Raw genomic sequence first — 20,109 nt, 5'->3', positions numbered from 1 at the left:
TTGTTTTGTTTTACTACTGTTGTCTTCAACTGAAAAAACGTATGAGCCTTTTGTAATATGAAGGTCGTCTTTAGATATTACAAGCCAATTGACGGTGTAAACGCCGGGGATAACTTTAGATGAGTCTAATGTAACAGAAAGTGACTTATCTGAATTGGATGCTCTTAAATCGGTGTTACCAATTCTTTAATTCTTAGAACTCATAATTTTGATATTACTTGCTCTTGGCTCTGGATTTTTTGTAACCTAATTTGGATCCTGCATTTGGTGAAGTAGGAAAATATGAGTCAGAGACATTTTATCCAACAGTTGCAACAACATTTGACTATAGGATTTATGGAAACATCAATGGAACAAACTTTGATGTAACATTCTCATGTCAACCATCAGGAGGAGAATCTGCACCTTCTGATAACTCTACAGTTGACATTTCCGAAAATGTGGTAAGAAAGGCACTGCAAGGAGGTTTCGGATGTCCTGAGGATAGAACAGGATTCCCCGAACCATATATTTCACAATTTGATCTAAGCCAACAACTGAATAGGAACTCTACCTAATTTTTTATGTATTTTTATAAATATTGTAACACATATTGTGCTTTTGAATAATACTTGATTTTATTATCATTTGTCATATCATTTGATCTCTTAACTAATATTCCAAACTGCCATTACTCAGGGCGGAGCCCATTAGCCTCGACGATTCAAAAGCGGTAACGTCCGCAAACAATGTAATAGTTAAGGCATTATCGATTGTAACCTGGGGAGCTGTTGCATGATTAACCTGCAACGAATTTTTTATAAATCTCTAAACTATTTCAGAAAGAGATCCTGAAGAGAAAATGGAATAAAAGAAAGGATAGCCATTACCCCAGCCCAGCCCAGCCCAGCCCAGCCCAGCCCAGCCCAGCCCAGCCCAGCCCAGCCCAGCCCAGCCCAGCCCAGCCCAGCCCAGCCCAGCCCAGCCCAGCCCAGCCCAGCCCAGCCCAGCCCAGCCCAGCCCAGCCCAGCCCAGCCCAGCCCAGCCCAGCCCAGCCCAGCCCAGCCCAGCCCAGCCCAGCCCAGCCCAGCCCAGCCCAGCCCAGCCCATTCTTAAAGCTAATAACATTATCCGCACAGCGGTAACAGTTTTATCTATATTATTGTTATTTCTCCAAGTATCCAAATCATTAATCCGTGACCAAGAACCATAATCATAATAATTGATTGAACTCTTGACTATCGAAGTATGATTACAAAATTATACATCAAATATTCAAAATTCATAAGAGGAAGAAACGGCCGTGAATGTATTTGGTTATAGAAAGATGAGATACAAAAATACATAAAAATATTAATGTATAGTCCAATACGATTCAGAAAGGCGTTTAATTTGATCCAGATAGATGAAGACAGAATTTTTGATATCATTAGAGACAGAAAACCTCGTTCCATAGCTTTGAATGGTCCTGAACCCCTATTACCAAAAATTCAAAAAGTTTCTGAAAAAATTGAAAATGAATTCAACATAATATCATATATAATAGGAGATAAGAGCTGGGGTTCTTGTGATCTTAACACTCATGCTGCAGAGATGCTGGGTGCAGATATATTATTTAACGTAGGACATACTATAACTATAGAAAATTTTGGAGAGAAAGTATTCATGATAAATGCCTTTGACACTATAAGATTTGATAATGTTGCATTAAAATGCGCAACGGAACTAAAGGGGCGATTTAAAACTATATCATTAGTTACAGACAGTCAACACTTGCATCAAATTGACACGGTCAGGAAGATTTTTGAGGATAACGGGTTTGTCGTGGTAAAAGGAAAAGGTAAAGGACAATTGAATGATACACAAGTCTTTGGTTGTGAATTTCATCCGCTGCACAACATCAAAAGTGAAATTGAGGCTTTTATTTTTCTTGGCCAAAGTAGATTCCATTCGATAGGGATAGCCCTTTCTACAGAAAAACCGACATTTATGCTCGATCCATATTTTGAGGAATTTTTACAAATCAATAACGAAGCAGAAGTTGTCAAGAAGAGAGCAATACTCTCTGTGTATAAGGCACTCGATGCAAGAACTTTGGGGATAATAATAGGATTAAAAGAGGGACAATTTGCAAATATTAAAGCTTTAGAATTTAAGAAAGAGCTAAGCAAATTAGGAATTAACATACAACTGATAGCTTTGACCGAGATTTCAAATGAGAAGTTAGAAAACTTTAGAGAAATTGATGCGTTTATTCAAGTAGCATGTCCACGACTAGGAACTGATAATTATTTTTCCAAACCAGTACTATCAGTTCCACAAGGATTAGCTTTGATAAAGTTATTAAAGAAAGAACCCATCGAGGAATTTTTCAAAATTCAGCATTGGTTATAAGGTAAACTTGGATAACGCCACGAATCCGAAGCATCTGATACAAAACTTGCTATTGCATGTCAGTTATACAATTCTTCTGCATGATTGACATTTTATAGAGATTACCAAATCAATCTCCTAATCAGAGTTTAATAAAAAATAAACCATAGCATAAGAAGCATTGTTTGGTTTTCAAACAGTAATCGATATCGAATAATTGTTGCAGTAGAATTTGTAAAGATTATATTTAATCATCTGCTATCATAAGCAAATTTATGGTAGTTATATCAAGAAGGCTTTCCCTGATAATATTTTTTATTGCAGGTTTCATTTTTATTGGGATAGGTATTGTTTCAATTATTGATTCGAATATCCCCAGATATGTGGAAATTACTGAGATGATAAAACCAAATCAATCTGGAATATTCACTCCAGATATGAATTCGGGCAACATCGCAAATATTTATGCCAATGGATCTAAATTTACAGTGCTAGTAATAGACCCCAACAACAAATTGATAATGAATAAAACTGGAAATATTGGGGTACTGAATGAAACTGTTACATCGGAAACAAATGGTAAGTACAAAATTCAGGTTATTAATGAAGGGGAAAATACATTAAATTTGAATTTAGGGGCGTTTTCGAAGGCCAGTCCACTTGCGTTTAGTGGTCAAATGATGTTGATCATAACTGGTGTTGTGATATTAGGATTAGGAATCAGAACCAGAATGCAGTCATAACTACCTTATTTCGTCTTTCCTATACGAACCTAATAACTTAAAGAAAATAGTAGCCGACTTGACAGCTAAAAGAGAGGCAGAAATTTTATCATCATTAACGTTTCCCTCTAAATCTACAAAAAAATAATACTCCCAAGGTATATTTTTCGTGGGTCTTGATTCAATTCTTGTTAAATTAATGTTTCTTAATGCAAATTCTTGGAGTATAGAATATAATGATCCAGGGGTATGAGGGATAGAAAAAATAACTGATATCTTATTGTCATCGGCTTTCCTATTATAACTTTTAGAAATTATTAGAAATCTAGTAAAATTATTAGAATTATCCTCGATGTCTTCTTCTACAACCTTCATGTCATAGATTTGGGCAGCATGCTTGCTAGCTATTGCTGCTGCGCTAGTACTATGAGTTTCTTTAATAAATTTAACAGATCCTGCAGTATCGTACATAGGGATTGATTCTAAGTGTTTCTTTTGAATATATTTTCTACACTGAGCCAATGCCTGTGGATGAGAATAGACAACAGAAATTTCGTCTGGAGACGCATCATTATCGATGATTAAACAATGATGTATTTTCTGATATATTTCCCCGATAGCGTAAAGAGGTTTTTCAACTAGTAAGTCGTAAGTTTCATTTACACTCCCTTCTGTAGAATTTTCAATTGGAACTACTGCCAGATCCACTGTAGAATTTTCAACACCATCAAACAATTCACGAAATGATCTAAACGGAATGAATGAATAATTTGGATCAGGATATTGAATACGCGCAGATGCTTCACTGTAAGATCCAGATTCGCCTTGAAAACCTACCTTGAATGCATTCATGTCATAGGAAATTGTTTATCATACAAAAGTGTAAAGGATTCTTTTCCATAATCAATTGAAACTTTCCTGTCTTCAAAATTACCACAGGAATTGCATTTTAATCCTCCAGGTACTTTGACAAATTCATTTCCACAAGAAAAGCAAATTGTATACACAACTCCCAAGTCTCTGTCCTCTAATGTTAAATGAATTGAAGAATTCAATAAGCTGAATACTCTTCCCCTTATAATATCGCCCACCTTAAAAACAAATTTACCTTTATAGCTTCTCTCACGCCAGCCTGAACCATAGTTTCCCCCTGAATTAGACATACGAGTCGAGGCTATCGCAGAAAAACCAGATTTAGAATATTTTTCATTGATATAAACAATCCTTACCGATATCATATTTCCAAATAACATATCGATATATCCAACAATAATATCACCAATCTTGGGTATCATAGGTGGATTTTTTTGTTTAACACTTAAAATACGATCGACCATGTTAGCGCTAGATTTTCCAATAACAGAAGATCTAACCTCACCCTCATCTAAATAGGTGTTTTTCCCCGCATCAAATTCTTCAATTATAGCTAACGGTTTTCCAGGAATAATATAATCAATTTCATGAGTTTTATTCAAATCAAATCAAACGATATTTGTTTTCTAATAGTTATAATTGTTACATTAACTCAGGTATCTAGTTGATCACTTCGAGCATATCTATTGCTTGTTTAGTTTCTTTGACATTATGAGTTCGTACCAGAGAGGCTCCATTAATAACGCTATACATCTCAGCAATAATTGAAGGAATTAGTCTATCTTCCACAGCTAAACCAAATAAAGATCCTATGAACGATTTTCTGGAAATTGAAACGCATATCGGTTTTTTCAAAGACATTAACAATTTAATATTAGCAATTATATCGATATCACGCACGTACCAATCCATTCCCAGAGTTTTGGAATAAAATGGATTTAATCCGTCTTTTCTAAAAAAACCAATCGAGGGATCGATGATTAGTTTATCATCGTCGATTTTACATTTCTTGGCAATTCTAATACTTTCAGCTAGTAGAGAAATAGTATCCTGTATGTCCCCATCACCTTGAAGATTTTCTCTATCAGACAGATAAGCGCCAAGGATCACAGGAAGATCTTGCTCATAAGCCAGGATAGGCATTTTTTTATCATATTTTAAGCCAGTAACGTCGTTAATCGCATTCACATCTAATTTCAATAAGGATTGGATTACGTCGGATCTTACTGTATCAACAGATATAGGAATATTGCTAATTTGCCTAATAGCTGAGATTGCATTGTGTAATCGTTTTGATTCGAGATCCTTTGGAATTAGTGTCTTCAAGTATGGAGCAGTTGACATACCACCTACATCCACTATATCAACTCCATTATTCTGCATTCTAAGGATTGTATCTTGAATCTCGTCTTCTTGATGTTTTATCGAGTCTTTGTAAAATGATTCTGGACTTACATTTATGATACCCATAATCCGAGTCTTTCCATATGAAGTGACTGAAATATTACCCACATTTGTCAACAAACAAAAATATATTTTTTCTTTTAAAAACATTCAGATGAATCGATTAAATCGTTAGACAACTATCAAATATAGACCAGGTATCACAAAATTCAGAGAATTTTTTGAAAGACAAGCAAAGGCTTTGAAAAGATAATGAAAAGAATTCTCTATGATTAATTATGGTAATTTATTCAACAATATCACCGTCACTAGAGTGTGAATGTTTAAGTTTTTAGATTGCATTTTACAGGTAAAAAAGGGTTTCTTATTCAGTCTACAAATTGTCAGATTATAGAAAAAGGTACCATTTATTCAATTCAATTCCCTTTTTATGCCTAAAAATCAGTTTATGAAAGTCAAATAATAACATAATATTACTCTTGAATGATATCCTAATAACATAATATTACTCTTGAATGATATCCTAAGCATAAATCGCAATGATGACTTTTATATGTTTTACACAGACCGATCTTGATCTTGGGTTTTGATACTCGTTATTTCCATATATTGGCCTTTAATGCGGGACTAATTTACTTTGAAAAGCTTCGAAAAGAAACCACTAATCGAGGGCATTATTTTTTCCATGATTAAATTATCAAAGTCATCTGTATGTGGATCTAATGTAAAGATCAAGAGATACTCTAATCTATTTTTCTGATTTGTTATTGGTATAGTAATCCGCAAAATTTTTTCATAAAGAGAGCAAGTATAATTCAGTTTTCCTAGTATATCTTGCCACCTTAACCTAGTATATTGCCTGGTGGAGGCAGTGATAGCATATTGCTCAGTTTCTTCATCGCTTAAAAGTGGAATTATTCCTTTCCGCTCTGCAGTGGTAATAATTATTCCATGCTTATCAGCAACCCCAATGAATCGTATTCTTGAATCGATTTGTACAATTTCATTACAAAGGTTTTTAAATTCGGTAACATATTTTTCCATGATTTATTATTATTGGTGTTTAAACAATGTAATATTTTAATTTTTTTTATATAATAATCGTCCCTTTAGTTCAATTTTTGTTATCCTTGAAGCGGGTATTGTTTGAAAATTTTCAGAAATTAAGATGAAATCTGACAATGTAATTATTTTATAATCTTTGTAATCTCTATATGTTACTAGATACGAAGATGCATCATCTGCATAGAGAGCTTTACTGATAATTTCTTCTAATATACCTTTCTTAGGCATAAATCACAATTTATTTACATGTCATATATACGCCATCAAACGATCTTTTCACCTGATCTATATTGAGGACACTGATGTATGAATACAGCACAATGATATTGTACGTTTTTAATAACCTGCGACATAGTAAGTTCTTATCAAATCTATGTCATTCGTATTTAATAGCATGAAAGTGAGTGATCTATGGATCAAGGATTCACAAAGGAAGACAAATATCTCTGAGGCTAACAATAAAATATTTATTTCAATTGCTTTGTCGCCTAACTCAACATATTTAGCTGGAATGAACAGATTGATTATTTGTGATAGACTGGCCCTCTTACAATCGCTCATTAGTTCAACGCGGTGAGATCCTCTTCTCGTATGATTTCCTTGATGGTTGGGGTTCAGAGATAGAGAATATGAATATAAACAAAAAGGGTAAACCATTTGTATTTCCAGATTCTTTCATCTTGGCCATTGGTTACATTCGCTATTTATTTCACCTACCATACAGACAAACCCAAGGTATAATTAAGGCCACAGGAAAAAGGTTACCTGCTAATCCACCAAGTTATGGTCACATCTGTAAACGAATCAACAAGCTAAACATCGATATTAAAAGAGACAAGATGGATGACGATGATGACCTAATAATATCAATAGACAGTACAGGTATCAAGATTACTAACAGAGGTCAGTAGATGGATGAGAAATGGAATACACAAAATAGAAAAGGATATCTCAAGATCCACGTTGCTGTAGACATAAAGACCAGGAAAATCATTGCTTTGGAAGTGACAGATGAGAAGGTACATGATGGGAAAATGCTAAAGAAACTAGTCAATCATGTTTTGGATTCGAGAGAACCAAACACTGTAAAGATAAAATCGGTACTAGCTGATGGAGCCTATGATTCAAATCCAAACTTTGTGTATCTTGAGGACAAAAAGATCAATCCAGGTATAAAGGTAAGAAGGAACTCTATTGTTTCTCCTAAAAACAATAGGTTAAGGAACAACGAAGTAAAGTTACAAGCAAAGGATCTGTTGAAATGGAAGACAAAAAGAAAATACGGACAGAGATGGATATCTGAAACTGTGTTCTCAGCTATAAAGAGAATGTTTGGTGAATACACATCAGCAAACAGGTTTCAAAACATGGTAAAGGAGATCATGATAAAAGTATCATTGTATAACATTTTTAGAAGAATATAACATGATGATCATGATGATAACCGGAGAATAAGGAATTATGCAACAAAGCATATTTCAATAATAAATTTTCAAAAGATTTAATATTGAACTTTGAAGTAATGTAGTAGGCAAGCTAAGTATGACTCACTGTATAGCAATACATTCCTATAAGGGAGGCACTGGTAAGACCACAATAGCTGCTAATACCGCAGCATTACTTGTAAAAATGGGGAAAAAGGTTGCCATACTGGATCTAGACGTCTATGCACCCAGCTTACATAATTATTTTAAGATAAATCCAAAAAAATGGATAAACGACTTTTTGGATAATAATGCAGATATTTATGAATCGATAATTGATATGACTGAAATTCTTTTTAAAGATGATCAAAAGCAGAGCAATTTTACAGGGAAACTCTATACTGGATTCTCTAATCCTAGCAGAGACGCGATATTTAAATTTGAAATGGGTAATGGAACAGACTATTGGAAAAAACAGTTTAGGAAATTAGTTTTTCTTCGAGAACAAATTATTACCAAGCTCGATACAGATTACATCATTATTGATACGAGTCCAGGAATAAGACATTGGTCCATTAATGCCCTGTCAATAGCTGATAAGTTAATACTTACTATGAAAATGGATGATTTAGACATTGAAGGAACAAAAAAACTATTGTTTGAAATTTATACAACATTTGTACGATTTGGTGCTATTTCTTATATATTGTTAAATAGGATATCAGGATATTGTATTCCGGCCACTACACACGATTCTAATCTTGAAGAAAACCAAGATCATAAGAAAGTTTTGGAAGAACTTCATGCCGTTACGGGTGCAAACTCTCTTTCCCCACTACCATGTTATTGCGACATACAATTTAGTCCTAGAGAGTTTTTGACAGTAATTAACAATCCAAATCATCCATTTTCTTTAAAATTAAGAAGCATCATAAGCGAAATGACAAATAATGCGTAGAATAACAAATATTAATTTTAAATTAGAGAGCATTTCAGTAGAATTACGATAGAATGAGCAAGAAGAAAAAGAATTCAGACGTTGATAGTAACAAGAATAATACTTCTAACAAGGATGATAATAACGATAGTAGTTATTTTGCAAGAGGTCGTAAGAAAAGAAAACAATATTTAAAAATAATAGTCCCTGTTGTAGTTGGATTAGCCGCGCTTGCAATTGTGTTAGCAATATTTTTTCCCAGTGAAAATGTAGCCGCCAAATATGGTGCGCTAGGATCAGCACATGAACATGCAGCATTATTGATTAATTTAAATGGTACAAACTTAGACCTAGCACAACAAAAATACATGGTGAGGTCTAACTATATTCACGTAGAAACCTACAATCGCACACTGGATGGAACAACAATCCATAAACACTCGTCTAATGTTCCAATTGGTGAATTTCTCAAGAGTATTAGGATGGACGCTTCCAATGGGTGTTTCATTACAGATAGTAACCAGCGCTTCTGCGATAATGACCAGTATAAACTAAAATTCTATGTTAATGGTAATGAAACTAAAGACATAATGAGCTATGTACTAAACGATGACGACAGAATATTGATAACATATGGGAAGGAAAATACAACTGAGATAAATAGACAACTACAAGAATTAAACAATCTTCCAATTAATAAAAAATAGTTAGCTCCATTTTTTTTTATTAGAACATTTAGCATATTCATTGGAAAGTAAAACGTAAGTTAACGTATTAATTCAATTCAACTGGAAGCGTAGGATTATTACCCCATTCCCCCAAGAACCTAGGTACATTCTTACTTTTGGATATCCAAGTTGTTTAAGAGCGAGATAAGTATTTGCAGCTCGGTAACCACCTTGACAATATGTTATAACTTCTGTTTCTTTTGATATAAAGGAATACAACCTAACCAAGGCGTCAAATTCCAAGAATTTCTCATTGTGAAGATTGTTTGACCACTCAACATTAACGGATTTAGGTATATGTCCCCTGTGAAAAGCACGAGCAACAGTTCCGTTGTACTCAGCCTGGGAACGGCAGTCAACAATTATCACATCCTGTGAATTTTTGTCTACACAGTCTTTTACATATTCTAAATCAGCTAATATCGCCCTATTCGTATAAAAATTGAAAGCAGAATGTGAATATTGGTTTGTCTTTATTTCTACTGGATATTTAAGTTTTGACCAGTTTTCAAATCCGCCGTCTAAGATAAATGAATCAAGATGAGAGAAATAATTTAATAGCCAAACACCCCGAGAAGCGGTCGGACCGGAAATATTATCATAAAAAACAACCCTACTTGATGGATTAATGCCCAGATAATTTAATAGTAAACCCATTTGTTTTTCATATTGCAAAATTCCCATTTTAGAAGTATCAAACCAATGGAAATGCATCAAATCGATATTAATGGCACCAGGAATATGACCCTGCGCATACTCAGCAAATGATCTGGTATCGACAAGCACTAAATCAGAGTGTTGACGCCGGGTTAAGTCAAGTAAAGATTCACCATTTATAACGGTGTTCAAGGACCTAAGTATACATACTCCTATAGATAATGGTTTCTAGAAGTCCAAAGATAAATTTGAAAAAGTTTTTAATAAAAAGTACTAGAATACATAACGGGCAAGAAATGGCAAGAAAAGCGGCAAAGGCAAAATCAGAAGAAAATGGTCTTCCCGAATGGGCCGACAATGAACTGAAAAATGCAAATTTTCAGATACTAGACACGATTAATAGAACAGGTTATTTTCTAGACATCAATGAACAAACCAAAAAAGCAGATATCCAGCTCTACGAATCACTACCCGACGGTAGAACAATAATTGAAGAAATTGATTTAGCAGATGATTTGAAGGTTTCAGAGCTTATGAAAGGTTTCGTATATGAGTATAAAATCAAAATATCAAAAGCCAAACTAAGTGATCAATTATGTGAATTATTAAAAACCAAGTATCAAATTGATATGGACGAGATTTTTAAATTTGATTTGGAGGGTGCACAAATGATGGATGTAGAATCAGATTTTGATCCAAATAAGAAGGATAAGGATGAAGAGGAAGAGGAATAATAATGAAATTCAGCCAAAATTTTTGCGGAATTGGCTCTCAATAATTGAATCAATTATCGCAGGAAACCAGCCTTTGAATGGCACGGATAATCCAGCTAAGGTGGGTACAAAAATCTGAAATGAATCGGATGTAAGCGAGTTTAATACCGCCTTAGAAACAGTTTCTGGGTTTAACATATATTTCATAGGAGTTTTATTATTAAAATATTCATTATTAAAAAAATTGGTCTTTACGCCTATTGGACTTATAACAGATATCTTTACGCCTGTTTTTCTTAATTCACGATGTAAGGATTCCGAAAAACCCAACATTGCAAATTTTGATCCGCAGTATGCGGCCATTCCAGGGATACCAAAACTAGAAGCTAAGGAAGCAACATTAATTATGTGACCACTATTTCTCCTAATCATTGAATCTAGAAAAATTTTTGTAAAATAAATCATGCCAAAATAATTAGTGAAACTGACTTTTTCGATTTCCTCAATGGACGTTTTTTCAACCTTCCCAAATATGCCAATCCCTGCATTGTTGACTAAAACATCTATGTATCCATATCGTTCAAGTATCAGATCACCAACACGCTTAACTTCTTCTTTTTTGGACACATCACAACTTAGTGTCAATATTTCAAAGTCTCTTTCCTTCATCGATAGAACCGATTCATTCAGTCTATCGATATTTCTGGCAATTAAAATCAAGGATTTCAAACCAAATTGAGAAAAATCATTTGCAATGCATCTACCTATTCCGCTTGATGCACCGGTAATAAGGACTATCTTATTTTCTAGTAGGTCGGTCAAAATCTTCACCATATAAAAGGGAAATAATCGTTATTAAAATACTATCAATCAGCTCGACTGTCAGGTGTAGTGGAAGTGGATGAGGGTGGGGTAGGTTTTGAATAATTAGTTCCCAATGCTACCCTCATCAATGCAATCCACATTATCACTAACGGCAAATAGTAAGAAGCAATCCTCCATGCAATTATGACGTTTAATTGATCGATATCATTTATTATATTACCAATTTGCGAAACGTTATTCAGTTGATTGATATATGCCCATAATCCCCACTCGGCTAAGCCGGAACCTCCTATTGTGATGGGAAGGGTACCCAAAATTGTGGAAGAGGCCGTAGCCATAAACGACAAAAATAGACCTATGTAAATATCTACGGAATGTGTTAAAACTAGAAATGAAAGACCTTGGAAAATAAATGCGACCACTGTAATTGCAATGCCCACTGAAAATATTTTTACAGATTTAAATGAACTAAAGTTTTCTCTGCTCATTATGCACAAATCATCCAATGCTTTATTAACAGAATTAATCCCCCGTTGAGCTTTTTGTTCTGAAATAAATTTTTTCGCCAATCTTAATGAAAATGAAGGTAATCGTATATTTTTTTTTGCTGAATATATCAAGATAAAAAACCAGAATCCAAATGTAGGGGCAGCGATCGCAATAATTAGCATACCAATAAACATGGAGCCGTTAGCTATTGCAACAAATCCAGCGATAAAAGCTAAAATTGTACCAACAAATACATCGGCAATAATTTCCATGGTAGTAACCCAGGCTGCTCGTCCCGCTGGCACACCACTTTTGGTTAAAAAAGCGATTCGAACTAGTTCCCCACCAATATAAGAAGGAGTAGTTTGAGTTACAAACTCTCCAGCTAACCGGGCGAAAATAATTTTCCAAAATGAACTGACATTCTTTCCAATGAATTTTCGAACAAAATAATAAAACCTAATCGCTTGAAGAAAAATTCTCACCATTGTTGCAAGAAAAGAAAGTAAAAAAGGGATAATACCTACAGATAAAACATCATTTAGCGAAACTGGAGTAAATAGAAAAATAAGCATTATAGGTATAACACTTACAAGAATGAAAATTACTCGCCAATTCAAGGTATATCAACTAGTTCAAGAGAAGGAATATAATAATCATACAAATATAACAATAAAATTAGAATAGCAATTAGAAATTTTTGAAATGCATACTATATTCGTGACTGGCACGGCAGGTTCAGGGAAAACATTATTGACTTCGAGACTGTTGGAATGGTATCACAACAATGATGTCTCACCAATTTCAATTAATTTGGATCCAGGAGTATCTAGTTTACCGTATGATCCAGATATAGACGTAAGAGAGTTTATTGATTTTTATTCGATAATGGATGATTACAAGTTAGGACCAAATGGGTCATTGGTGTTGGCTAATGACTTGATATCAACAAAAATAGATGAAATCCAAACTCAGGTTCAGGAACTTAATCCTGATTACATAATAATTGATACTCCCGGACAAATAGAGCTGTTTGCTTTCAGATCTAGTGGTCCTTATTTTGTTTCAAATTTTTATTCAGATTCTAAAGTTACACTATTTACCATAGATGGGACATTAGCAATATCTCCAATTAGTTTTGTTTCCTTGATGTTCTTGTCACAATCAGTCAGATTACGTTTAAACATTCCACAGATCAACGTCCTAACGAAACGAGACAAAATAATTGAGCAGTTAGCAGAAATTTTGAATTGGTCCAACTCCATCACCTCACTTCAAGACTCTCTTAATCTAGAAAAAGATTCAGAGCAATCTTTATTGGGTAAGGACATTATAAAAACACTTTATAAAAGTGGAAATATGTTGAGCCCCATTGCAGTATCTAACTTAACTATGAATGGGATGATAAATTTAACTGCAGCATTATCAAGAATATTAACACAAGGTGAGGAGGAGCAGAAACACGAATGAAAAAAGAAAAGTATGAAATTGTAGCTAAATATATAGAATGCACAGCTACTGCATCTGCATCAACTGCAAATTTGGGTCCAGGATATGATGTATTTGGGCTAGGTTTGGATGTACTACAGGATACAGTATCCATCAAAATAGAGAGAAAAACAATAGCAAACAAGAACAATGTAAAAATAATAATGAATGGTGATCTGGGCAAAAGTATTCCAAATGATCTTGACTCCAATTCTGCAGGCAAGGTAGCAAAAAAAATTATCTCAGATTATAATTTATATAATTACAACTGTTTAATTGAAATTAGAAAAAATATTCCACCTGGTTATGGGATGGGAAGTAGTGCCGCATCAGCAGTAGCAACTGCAGTTTCACTAAATGCATTATTTGGACTGAATATTGATGATACCAAATTACTAGATTATTCTGCCGAAGGCGAACTTGCAAGTGCAGGTGTAAAGCATTTCGATAATGTCGCAGGCTCGCTTTTTGGAAATTTTGTAATAGTTAAGACTCATCCAAAATTAGAATTTATCAGGATAGATTCGCCAAATAATCTATTTATGGTTATATGCGTACCACTTATTCAAGTTCCTAAAATGAAGACGGAGTTTTCAAGAAAAGTTATTCCTCAACAAGTACCTTTACAAAAAATGGTTCATAATGTAGCTAATGCATGTTCCGTAGTTGCAGGTTTTTATCGCAAGGATGTAGGAATGATTTGTAATGGTATAAACGATTGTATTATAGAACCTGCCAGACAGAAATTGATCCCAGGATATGAAAAAATAAAGAAAAGATCTTTAGAAGAGGGAGCAATGGCTTTTACCATTAGTGGAGCTGGTCCTTCTACAGTAGCTTTTTTAGATTCAAGCAAGAAGGGGCTGCGCATATCAGAAGTCATGGAAGAGGAATATGATAAAATAAATATTAAATGTAAAACATTTATGTCTAAATCCGGTAATGGATCAAGAATAGTTTCGTTGAAATGAAAATCAGGGCTTTGGAAAATAGATCACTTTTTAGTATTTTTATTGAGGAATGCCCCCATCATTTTCTGTCTATCTTCGTGAGCAAAACACAAAGCCCAACCATAAATTTCCAGCCGCAAACCAGTATCAATATCCGCATCCATACCCTTATTAATTAACATTTTACTGATTCTTACAGCATTAAAACTATTTTTAGTGATCTCCCTAGCAAAAGTTATACAATGTTCCAAAAGTTTTTTATTTAGTAACTTTGAGAGCGCAATACTTTTCTCCTTTTCATTATTTTGATCGACAGATGGATCTAAATTAGACTTTTCCTCATCTGATAAGGAAATAACTTGGTTAACCAATCCAATAGTGGCAGCTTCATGTGCGGTAATCATTTTGCCGGTAAAAATCATTTCTTTGGCTTTTGCGGGTCCAACTACCCTAAGTAGTCGCTGAGTACCGCCCCATCCAGGAGGAATACCAATAGTTACTTCTGGTTGACCAATCTTTGCATTTTCGGATGCGATCCTTATATCACAAACTAATGATAGTTCACATCCGCCACCAAGTGCAAAGCCATTTATTGCAGCAATTACAGGTTTCTCCATCTTTTCAATTTTATTTAGCACGGATTGTGCAGATGAGGCATATTTTTCAGCAGTTACGGCGTCAATATTTACCATGTATGAAATGTCAGCGCCAGCACAGAAAGATCGTTCTCCAGCTCCGGTAATTACTAGCACCTTGATCCCCTCATCTGCAGAAATTATGTCGATTGCTCTGGCCAGTTCAAATATTACGTCAAGATTCATTGCATTCAAAGCTTCAGGTCTATTTATCCTTAATATTGCAATTTCATTAAGTAAATCTATTTGAATATATTTCATAGAAGACATAAACAAACTTCAATGGCTCTTTAAAATAAATCTTATCAAATTTCATTCGATAAAATCTACATCATCGCTTTTATCATTATCTTTTTGCAAAAATTCTCTTCTCGCATTGTTCATGAGTTTAAACAAAGATTCAAGCGATTTGATATCAACATCAGGACTATTTGGATTTTTCATCTCTCGAAGTTGTTTGGTAAATTTTTTGGCAATATCATACAAGTTAATTTTTTCGGCTAGATTAATGAATTCTTCTTTTTCGAACGGTTTTGGAAGAACTTCTGGTACACTTTTTAGAGTAGAAACGTATTCGACGAATGCTTTTTTGGGCCACGCGGATGCGAACATTATTCGTTGATCGCCTTTTAATTCCAAGATTTCTTTTGCAATATGTAAGCCATTTTGATTGGAAGACATATCTTTTGATGGTAAATCGTAATCAAGGACAACTAAATCGAATATATTATTATCCGATTCATAACCTTCGTCACCTTGTTGAATCGACTTTACGTATTCTAATATCCCATCTTCATAGTTTTTTGCAATAATGTAATCATGTCGATTTTCTTCTAACCATATAGAATACAATTGACAAATATCATCATCATCCTCAATGATTAGAACATTCATATTAACCCAGTTAAAGCAAACGAATAATAAAATTTTACTATGTTGTGACTAATATTTTTAATTCACTTGTTCATTTCGTAGAATTTTTACAAATGCATTGAGAGAAAGTGGTTTATAAATAAAGTGATCATACATCATATTATTATTCAAAAATTCCATAGCTTCCTTGTTTATTTTACTAGAGGACATAAAATAACCCTTAATTTTCTTATCTCTCTTTTTTAGATCATCATATAAGTCAAAGCCGTCTAGTCCTTTGACATTAATACCTAAGAAAACCAATGAATATTTTCCCGGAACAAATCTTTCTATCGCATTATAGGGATCTTCAAAATGATCAATATCGTATCCCAAACTCAAGATCGATTCTTTAACCGTTTCCAGATTTTCTGAAAAATCGTCAATAATTAAGAGTTTAAGACCATCGGTGGATTTATTGTAGTCGGGTTGACCAGGAACATTTGTCCCTTTCAATGGGATTTTAATAAGAAATTTTGCTCCAATGTCGTCTATCCTATTTCCAACAACAACACTCCCCCCATGGATTTCCACAATCTTTTTTGAAATGAACAATCCAAGTCCGGCTCCTCCAGAATTTGGATAGAATTTGGTAAAGATTCTTTCTGGATCATCATCTGGAATACCAGGTCCTTCATCTTCTATTAATACATTAGCATAGAAATCATCGTCGTTCTCAAAGACACTGATAATAATCTTATTCCCTTCATTCTTTTTTGTAAAAAAATAAGAATTATTTAGAATGTTCTCAAATGCTTGTTTAATGTATTCCTTATCAGCCTCTATAAACACATTAGGACGTCCTTGAAAAAGTATCCGAATACCCGAAGAGTCTTTGTTTGAAAATTGATTATAATCTCTAGCAATAATCTCCAAAAGTTCGCATAGATCAAAAATTTCAAAATCTAATTTCAGTGGATTTGCTTCAATTTTAGAGATATCCAGAATATCATTTGCAATATTTTTCAGTTTTTCAGCATTCTTTATAATAATATTGAGATAATCCAACATATCAGGGTCTTCAATTTTTGATTTTAGTGTTTTAGAAAATCCTATGATAGGTAATATAGGATTTCTTAATTGATGGGAAGCAATATCAACAAAATCTTGTTGAAAAATATTGCGTTTTTCGAGGATGATATTCTTATCAATTGTGCTCCAAATATTGACAAAAAGAGTATAGAAAAAAGTAACAATATCACCTGTAAGCGAATCGGATAACTTACAGGTAAACATTCGCTTATCAGTATTGTAATCTATTTTAAAAAAAGAAACTAGATTTTGGTTAGTAATAATTGTAATCATGTGTTCAGTGGGTTCGGCTGATGATAAGACATTTTTTACTTGTACATTCTTAAAAGGCTTGAAAAAATCCACTATCGAATCATATTGATCGCCATCTTTACATGAAATCAACAGTCGTATTGCAGGTGAATTCGTATCAGTATTTGCTTTTAAAAAATCGTAGAATGAATTCTTTTTTAAAAAAAGAAATGAATAATAGGAATTTAAAAAAATATCAACCTGTTGTTGATCAGACCCTTCGAATATCTTATCTAAGTTGAATTCCAATGTATTTTGAGGTTATTTTTGTCTACTTTATTATTTTCTTTTTTGTGTCAAAAACATCATCCAACATTACTTCTAGATCATCTTCAAATTTCTTCAATATTCTTCTTAAGCTCTGTTCTAATTCCTTTACACGTTTTTCTGTTTCGAGTTTAAATATTTCTCTAGAGATGGCAGAATACACATGGAAATGTCCTCCTTCTTTCAAAGTTCTGCTTTCTTTTACACATATTCCCAATCCTGTTAATTTTTGTAAAGATCTAAATACCGTACTCTTGTCACGATTTACAGCTTTAGACAAATCTTCTAAAGTCATTTGTTTATTATTATGTGCTATTAAGGTAAGCAATAAATCCATATCTAGTGGTGACAAATCATAGATATAAATAAAAAGATCCTTTAAGGTTGCACTCATACGAGTGATTGCATTAATTGATGACGACGGCATTTTACATATATTACTACACTTTCAAGCTATTTAAAATTATCTACAAAAACATCTATAAGAATCAATTTAGAGTTGCGGGATTGAAGATACAAAAATCAAAAAAATTATTTAATATAAAAAATCAACTTTTCAAATGGAGATTGGCTTTCATGCACCAGCCATTCCATTTCGGAGCTCAACTCCTCGATGTTCCTCATTGGATTCTGCTTCTGCGGCTGCCTTATGCATCTCAGACATTGCACATCCCATTTGAGCCTCTGGTTTGCCCTTTCTCATAATACCGCGATACAACCCAGCTTCTAATGTCTGTCCATGTTCTTTTTCCCAATCTTCTACTGGTACACTGTATTTCTTCTGTATCCTATCCCGGTACCATTCAGGTATTACATTAAATGCACAAAATGGTACTATACGCAAATCGGGAGTCAAATAGTGAATGTCACATCTCTGTAATCTCTCTAGATCCTCGTTATACTTATCTTGGAAATGCATCATGCCTAAGAATAATGATCGTACATGCCATGAACCTACAGAATCAAAGTTCTGTTTGAGAAGAATACTCGAAAACATGCGTCCTAAATCAAGCCCGTATGGTTGTTTACTACGATCTACAAACTGGTTAAGCTTTCGTATTACTTCCAACATGGTCCAATACCTATTCGAACCTGATTTAATCTCTTCAGTTTTTTCTTCGAAATACTCTAAGAGGCCTTTTATATCAACAAAAGACGTTAAAGGTGTCAGTTTCTTTGTTTGAACATCTTCAAAAACGTATGTTCCAGCACCACATGCAAAGTGGATGGATAATTCATACTTTGGTTTCTTGCTAAATGCCTCAATCACATTTGTTAAAGGCATACAGGATGGAACCGGAAACCAACCATCTTTTGATATTTCACCGTTAGTTTGTTCTTCAATTCGTTCTATGCAATCAGGTATTGTAATTCTATACTTTTCTCGTTCTTTTTTGCTCATTCTACCAGTTAATGAAACAGGCTGGAAATTTACAGCATGTACTACATCCATATTTTTTTGAGCAAATCGTATTATGCCACCTAATTCATGATCATTAATAGATTTTATTACGGTTGGAACAAAAACAACAGTCATTCCACACTTCCTTGCTGATTCTAGCGTGTATGGAACTTCCCAATGGTTTTTAGGATTTGTTCTAGCCGTCACTCCATCAAATGACAAATAGAGATTACTGACGCCAGACATTCGAACTTGTCTCATTGTTTCTGGTGAAAGTGCAAGTTTTATGCCGTTGGTGTTGAGTTGTACGTGATCGACACCCTCTTCTTTCATTATTTGGATAAGTTCTGTAATGTCGTCTCTTAACATTGGCTCACCACCTGTAATTTGAATAGAGTTGCCTGCTATAGGTTTCTCAGCCTTTAGAGTTTTCATCATCGCGCGTACTTGTTCATGTGAAGGTTCATAGAGATAAGCGCCCTCTAATCCCTTTTTAACATAAAAGAAGCAATACCAGCAGGTAAGATCACACCTATTAGTGACTATAATATTTGCTAAACCAGAATGTGAAAGATGGTTAGTACATAACCCACAATTAGTAGGGCAGGCACATTTATCAACCATCACATTTGGAGCTTGTGCACCTTTTCCATCCATCCAATAGGTACTAAATTTCTTATACATTTCATAAGAGCCAAAGTACAATTCCTCACACTCACCATGGCTAGGACAGGTTTTTGTCATGAAAACTTTGCCTTCTCTTTCAAAGACCTCAGCGTCTAGAATCATATTGCAATCTGGGCATATACTTTGAGTATATCTAATGGTACGTTTAGAACCAATAGTTTTACTAGTTAAATTGGAAATTTGTATTAGATCCATAATGTTGACCTTTAATACTGCACTTGATTAACTTTATAAAGATGATCTGACAAATCCTACG

Annotated in this window: 21 protein-coding genes and 2 pseudogenes; 9 read left to right on the top strand and 14 right to left on the bottom strand. The window is 34.0% G+C overall.

Annotation, left to right across the window (positions count from 1 at the left end; translation table 11 throughout):
- Positions 1 to 39: 39 nt before the first annotated feature.
- Positions 40 to 183, bottom strand: a pseudogene (locus tag NMY3_RS17015) (copper resistance protein CopC); the annotation flags it as partial.
- Between the two features lie 68 nt (positions 184 to 251).
- Between NMY3_RS17015 and NMY3_RS04070 the strand changes: the two are divergent.
- The 3 genes from NMY3_RS04070 to NMY3_RS04060 all read left to right on the top strand — a co-directional run bounded on the left by NMY3_RS04070 (position 252) and on the right by NMY3_RS04060 (position 3,095).
- Positions 252 to 557: a hypothetical protein gene (locus NMY3_RS04070; RefSeq protein ID WP_196817658.1), complete on the top strand. Its 306-nt coding sequence runs from the start codon at positions 252 to 254 to the stop codon at positions 555 to 557.
- A gap of 814 nt (positions 558 to 1,371) precedes the next feature.
- On the top strand, positions 1,372 to 2,373 hold the full coding sequence (gene dph2, locus NMY3_RS04065) for a diphthamide biosynthesis enzyme Dph2 (RefSeq protein WP_231100228.1): 1,002 nt from the start codon (positions 1,372 to 1,374) through the stop codon (positions 2,371 to 2,373).
- 254 nt (positions 2,374 to 2,627) lie between these two features.
- Entirely contained in the window at positions 2,628 to 3,095 is a 468-nt protein-coding gene (locus NMY3_RS04060; protein WP_196817656.1) for a hypothetical protein, read from the top strand.
- Here NMY3_RS04060 and pheA read toward each other — a convergent pair whose 3' ends face one another.
- From pheA to NMY3_RS04035, 5 genes are all read right to left on the bottom strand, one after another.
- Positions 3,096 to 3,926, bottom strand: coding sequence for a prephenate dehydratase (pheA, locus tag NMY3_RS04055; RefSeq protein ID WP_196817655.1), 831 nt, complete (start codon positions 3,924 to 3,926; stop codon positions 3,096 to 3,098).
- Positions 3,923 to 4,549, bottom strand: a complete 627-nt coding sequence (locus tag NMY3_RS04050) for an exosome complex RNA-binding protein Csl4 (protein ID WP_196817654.1) — start codon at positions 4,547 to 4,549, stop codon at positions 3,923 to 3,925. Before NMY3_RS04050 ends, pheA begins: the two co-directional genes overlap by 4 nt.
- A gap of 58 nt (positions 4,550 to 4,607) precedes the next feature.
- Entirely contained in the window at positions 4,608 to 5,459 is an 852-nt protein-coding gene (folP, locus tag NMY3_RS04045; RefSeq protein ID WP_196817653.1) for a dihydropteroate synthase, read from the bottom strand.
- 519 nt (positions 5,460 to 5,978) lie between these two features.
- Complete coding sequence (locus tag NMY3_RS04040; protein WP_196817652.1) at positions 5,979 to 6,395, bottom strand: hypothetical protein; 417 nt, start codon at positions 6,393 to 6,395, stop codon at positions 5,979 to 5,981.
- Positions 6,396 to 6,431: 36 nt separating this feature from the next.
- Positions 6,432 to 6,644 carry a DUF504 domain-containing protein gene (locus NMY3_RS04035; RefSeq protein ID WP_196817651.1) on the bottom strand — a complete coding sequence of 71 codons (213 nt, stop codon included), beginning with the start codon at positions 6,642 to 6,644 and terminating at the stop codon, positions 6,432 to 6,434.
- A 302-nt stretch (positions 6,645 to 6,946) separates the two neighbouring features.
- On the opposite strand from NMY3_RS04035, the pseudogene NMY3_RS04030 reads away from it, so the two are divergent.
- The 3 genes and pseudogenes from NMY3_RS04030 to NMY3_RS04020 all read left to right on the top strand — a co-directional run bounded on the left by NMY3_RS04030 (position 6,947) and on the right by NMY3_RS04020 (position 9,484).
- Positions 6,947 to 7,840: pseudogene (locus NMY3_RS04030) on the top strand (IS5-like element ISThar1 family transposase).
- A 118-nt stretch (positions 7,841 to 7,958) separates the two neighbouring features.
- A complete protein-coding gene (locus tag NMY3_RS04025; protein WP_196817650.1) occupies positions 7,959 to 8,798 on the top strand; it encodes a ParA family protein in 840 nt (279 codons plus the stop codon).
- 53 nt (positions 8,799 to 8,851) lie between these two features.
- Positions 8,852 to 9,484 (top strand): hypothetical protein, encoded by a 633-nt coding sequence (locus tag NMY3_RS04020; RefSeq protein ID WP_196817649.1) that lies wholly within the window; start codon positions 8,852 to 8,854, stop codon positions 9,482 to 9,484.
- Positions 9,485 to 9,556: 72 nt separating this feature from the next.
- On the opposite strand, the gene NMY3_RS04015 is transcribed toward NMY3_RS04020, so the two are convergent.
- Positions 9,557 to 10,354 carry a sulfurtransferase gene (locus tag NMY3_RS04015; RefSeq protein ID WP_196817648.1) on the bottom strand — a complete coding sequence of 266 codons (798 nt, stop codon included), beginning with the start codon at positions 10,352 to 10,354 and terminating at the stop codon, positions 9,557 to 9,559.
- A gap of 104 nt (positions 10,355 to 10,458) precedes the next feature.
- Between NMY3_RS04015 and NMY3_RS04010 the strand changes: the two genes are divergently transcribed.
- On the top strand, positions 10,459 to 10,896 hold the full coding sequence (locus tag NMY3_RS04010) for a hypothetical protein (RefSeq protein WP_196817647.1): 438 nt from the start codon (positions 10,459 to 10,461) through the stop codon (positions 10,894 to 10,896).
- 9 nt (positions 10,897 to 10,905) lie between these two features.
- Here the strand turns inward: NMY3_RS04010 and NMY3_RS04005 are convergent, their stop codons facing one another.
- Both NMY3_RS04005 and NMY3_RS04000 read right to left on the bottom strand, forming a co-directional pair.
- Positions 10,906 to 11,697 carry an SDR family NAD(P)-dependent oxidoreductase gene (locus NMY3_RS04005; protein ID WP_196817646.1) on the bottom strand — a complete coding sequence of 264 codons (792 nt, stop codon included), beginning with the start codon at positions 11,695 to 11,697 and terminating at the stop codon, positions 10,906 to 10,908.
- A 44-nt stretch (positions 11,698 to 11,741) separates the two neighbouring features.
- Positions 11,742 to 12,809, bottom strand: coding sequence for a lysylphosphatidylglycerol synthase transmembrane domain-containing protein (locus NMY3_RS04000; RefSeq protein ID WP_257720004.1), 1,068 nt, complete (start codon positions 12,807 to 12,809; stop codon positions 11,742 to 11,744).
- 85 nt (positions 12,810 to 12,894) lie between these two features.
- On the opposite strand from NMY3_RS04000, the gene NMY3_RS03995 reads away from it, so the two are divergent.
- Together NMY3_RS03995 and NMY3_RS03990 are read left to right on the top strand one after the other, a co-directional pair.
- Entirely contained in the window at positions 12,895 to 13,659 is a 765-nt protein-coding gene (locus NMY3_RS03995; RefSeq protein WP_196817644.1) for an ATP/GTP-binding protein, read from the top strand.
- Positions 13,656 to 14,648: a homoserine kinase gene (locus tag NMY3_RS03990; RefSeq protein WP_196817643.1), complete on the top strand. Its 993-nt coding sequence runs from the start codon at positions 13,656 to 13,658 to the stop codon at positions 14,646 to 14,648. The genes NMY3_RS03995 and NMY3_RS03990 overlap by 4 nt, the downstream gene beginning before the upstream one ends.
- Positions 14,649 to 14,671: 23 nt before the next feature.
- On the opposite strand, the gene NMY3_RS03985 is transcribed toward NMY3_RS03990, so the two are convergent.
- The 5 genes from NMY3_RS03985 to tes all read right to left on the bottom strand — a co-directional run bounded on the left by NMY3_RS03985 (position 14,672) and on the right by tes (position 20,048).
- Positions 14,672 to 15,523, bottom strand: coding sequence for an enoyl-CoA hydratase-related protein (locus NMY3_RS03985; protein WP_196818467.1), 852 nt, complete (start codon positions 15,521 to 15,523; stop codon positions 14,672 to 14,674).
- Positions 15,524 to 15,574: 51 nt separating this feature from the next.
- The gene (locus NMY3_RS03980) at positions 15,575 to 16,156 is read right to left on the bottom strand and encodes a response regulator (RefSeq protein WP_196817642.1); all 582 of its coding nucleotides are present in this window, start codon (positions 16,154 to 16,156) and stop codon (positions 15,575 to 15,577) included.
- A 57-nt stretch (positions 16,157 to 16,213) separates the two neighbouring features.
- Positions 16,214 to 17,746 carry a hybrid sensor histidine kinase/response regulator gene (locus NMY3_RS03975; RefSeq protein ID WP_196817641.1) on the bottom strand — a complete coding sequence of 511 codons (1,533 nt, stop codon included), beginning with the start codon at positions 17,744 to 17,746 and terminating at the stop codon, positions 16,214 to 16,216.
- Between the two features lie 22 nt (positions 17,747 to 17,768).
- Positions 17,769 to 18,191, bottom strand: coding sequence for a helix-turn-helix domain-containing protein (locus NMY3_RS03970; RefSeq protein ID WP_144733198.1), 423 nt, complete (start codon positions 18,189 to 18,191; stop codon positions 17,769 to 17,771).
- Positions 18,192 to 18,338: 147 nt separating this feature from the next.
- A complete protein-coding gene (tes, locus tag NMY3_RS03965; RefSeq protein WP_196817640.1) occupies positions 18,339 to 20,048 on the bottom strand; it encodes a tetraether lipid synthase Tes in 1,710 nt (569 codons plus the stop codon).
- Positions 20,049 to 20,109: the final 61 nt, after the last annotated feature.

It is taken from the genome of Candidatus Nitrosocosmicus oleophilus, assembly GCF_000802205.1.
GTDB classification, from domain to species: Archaea; Thermoproteota; Nitrososphaeria; order Nitrososphaerales; family Nitrososphaeraceae; genus Nitrosocosmicus; species Nitrosocosmicus oleophilus.
Note: the sequence above shows the minus strand (reverse complement) of the source record. Positions and strands in the feature narration are given on the sequence as shown.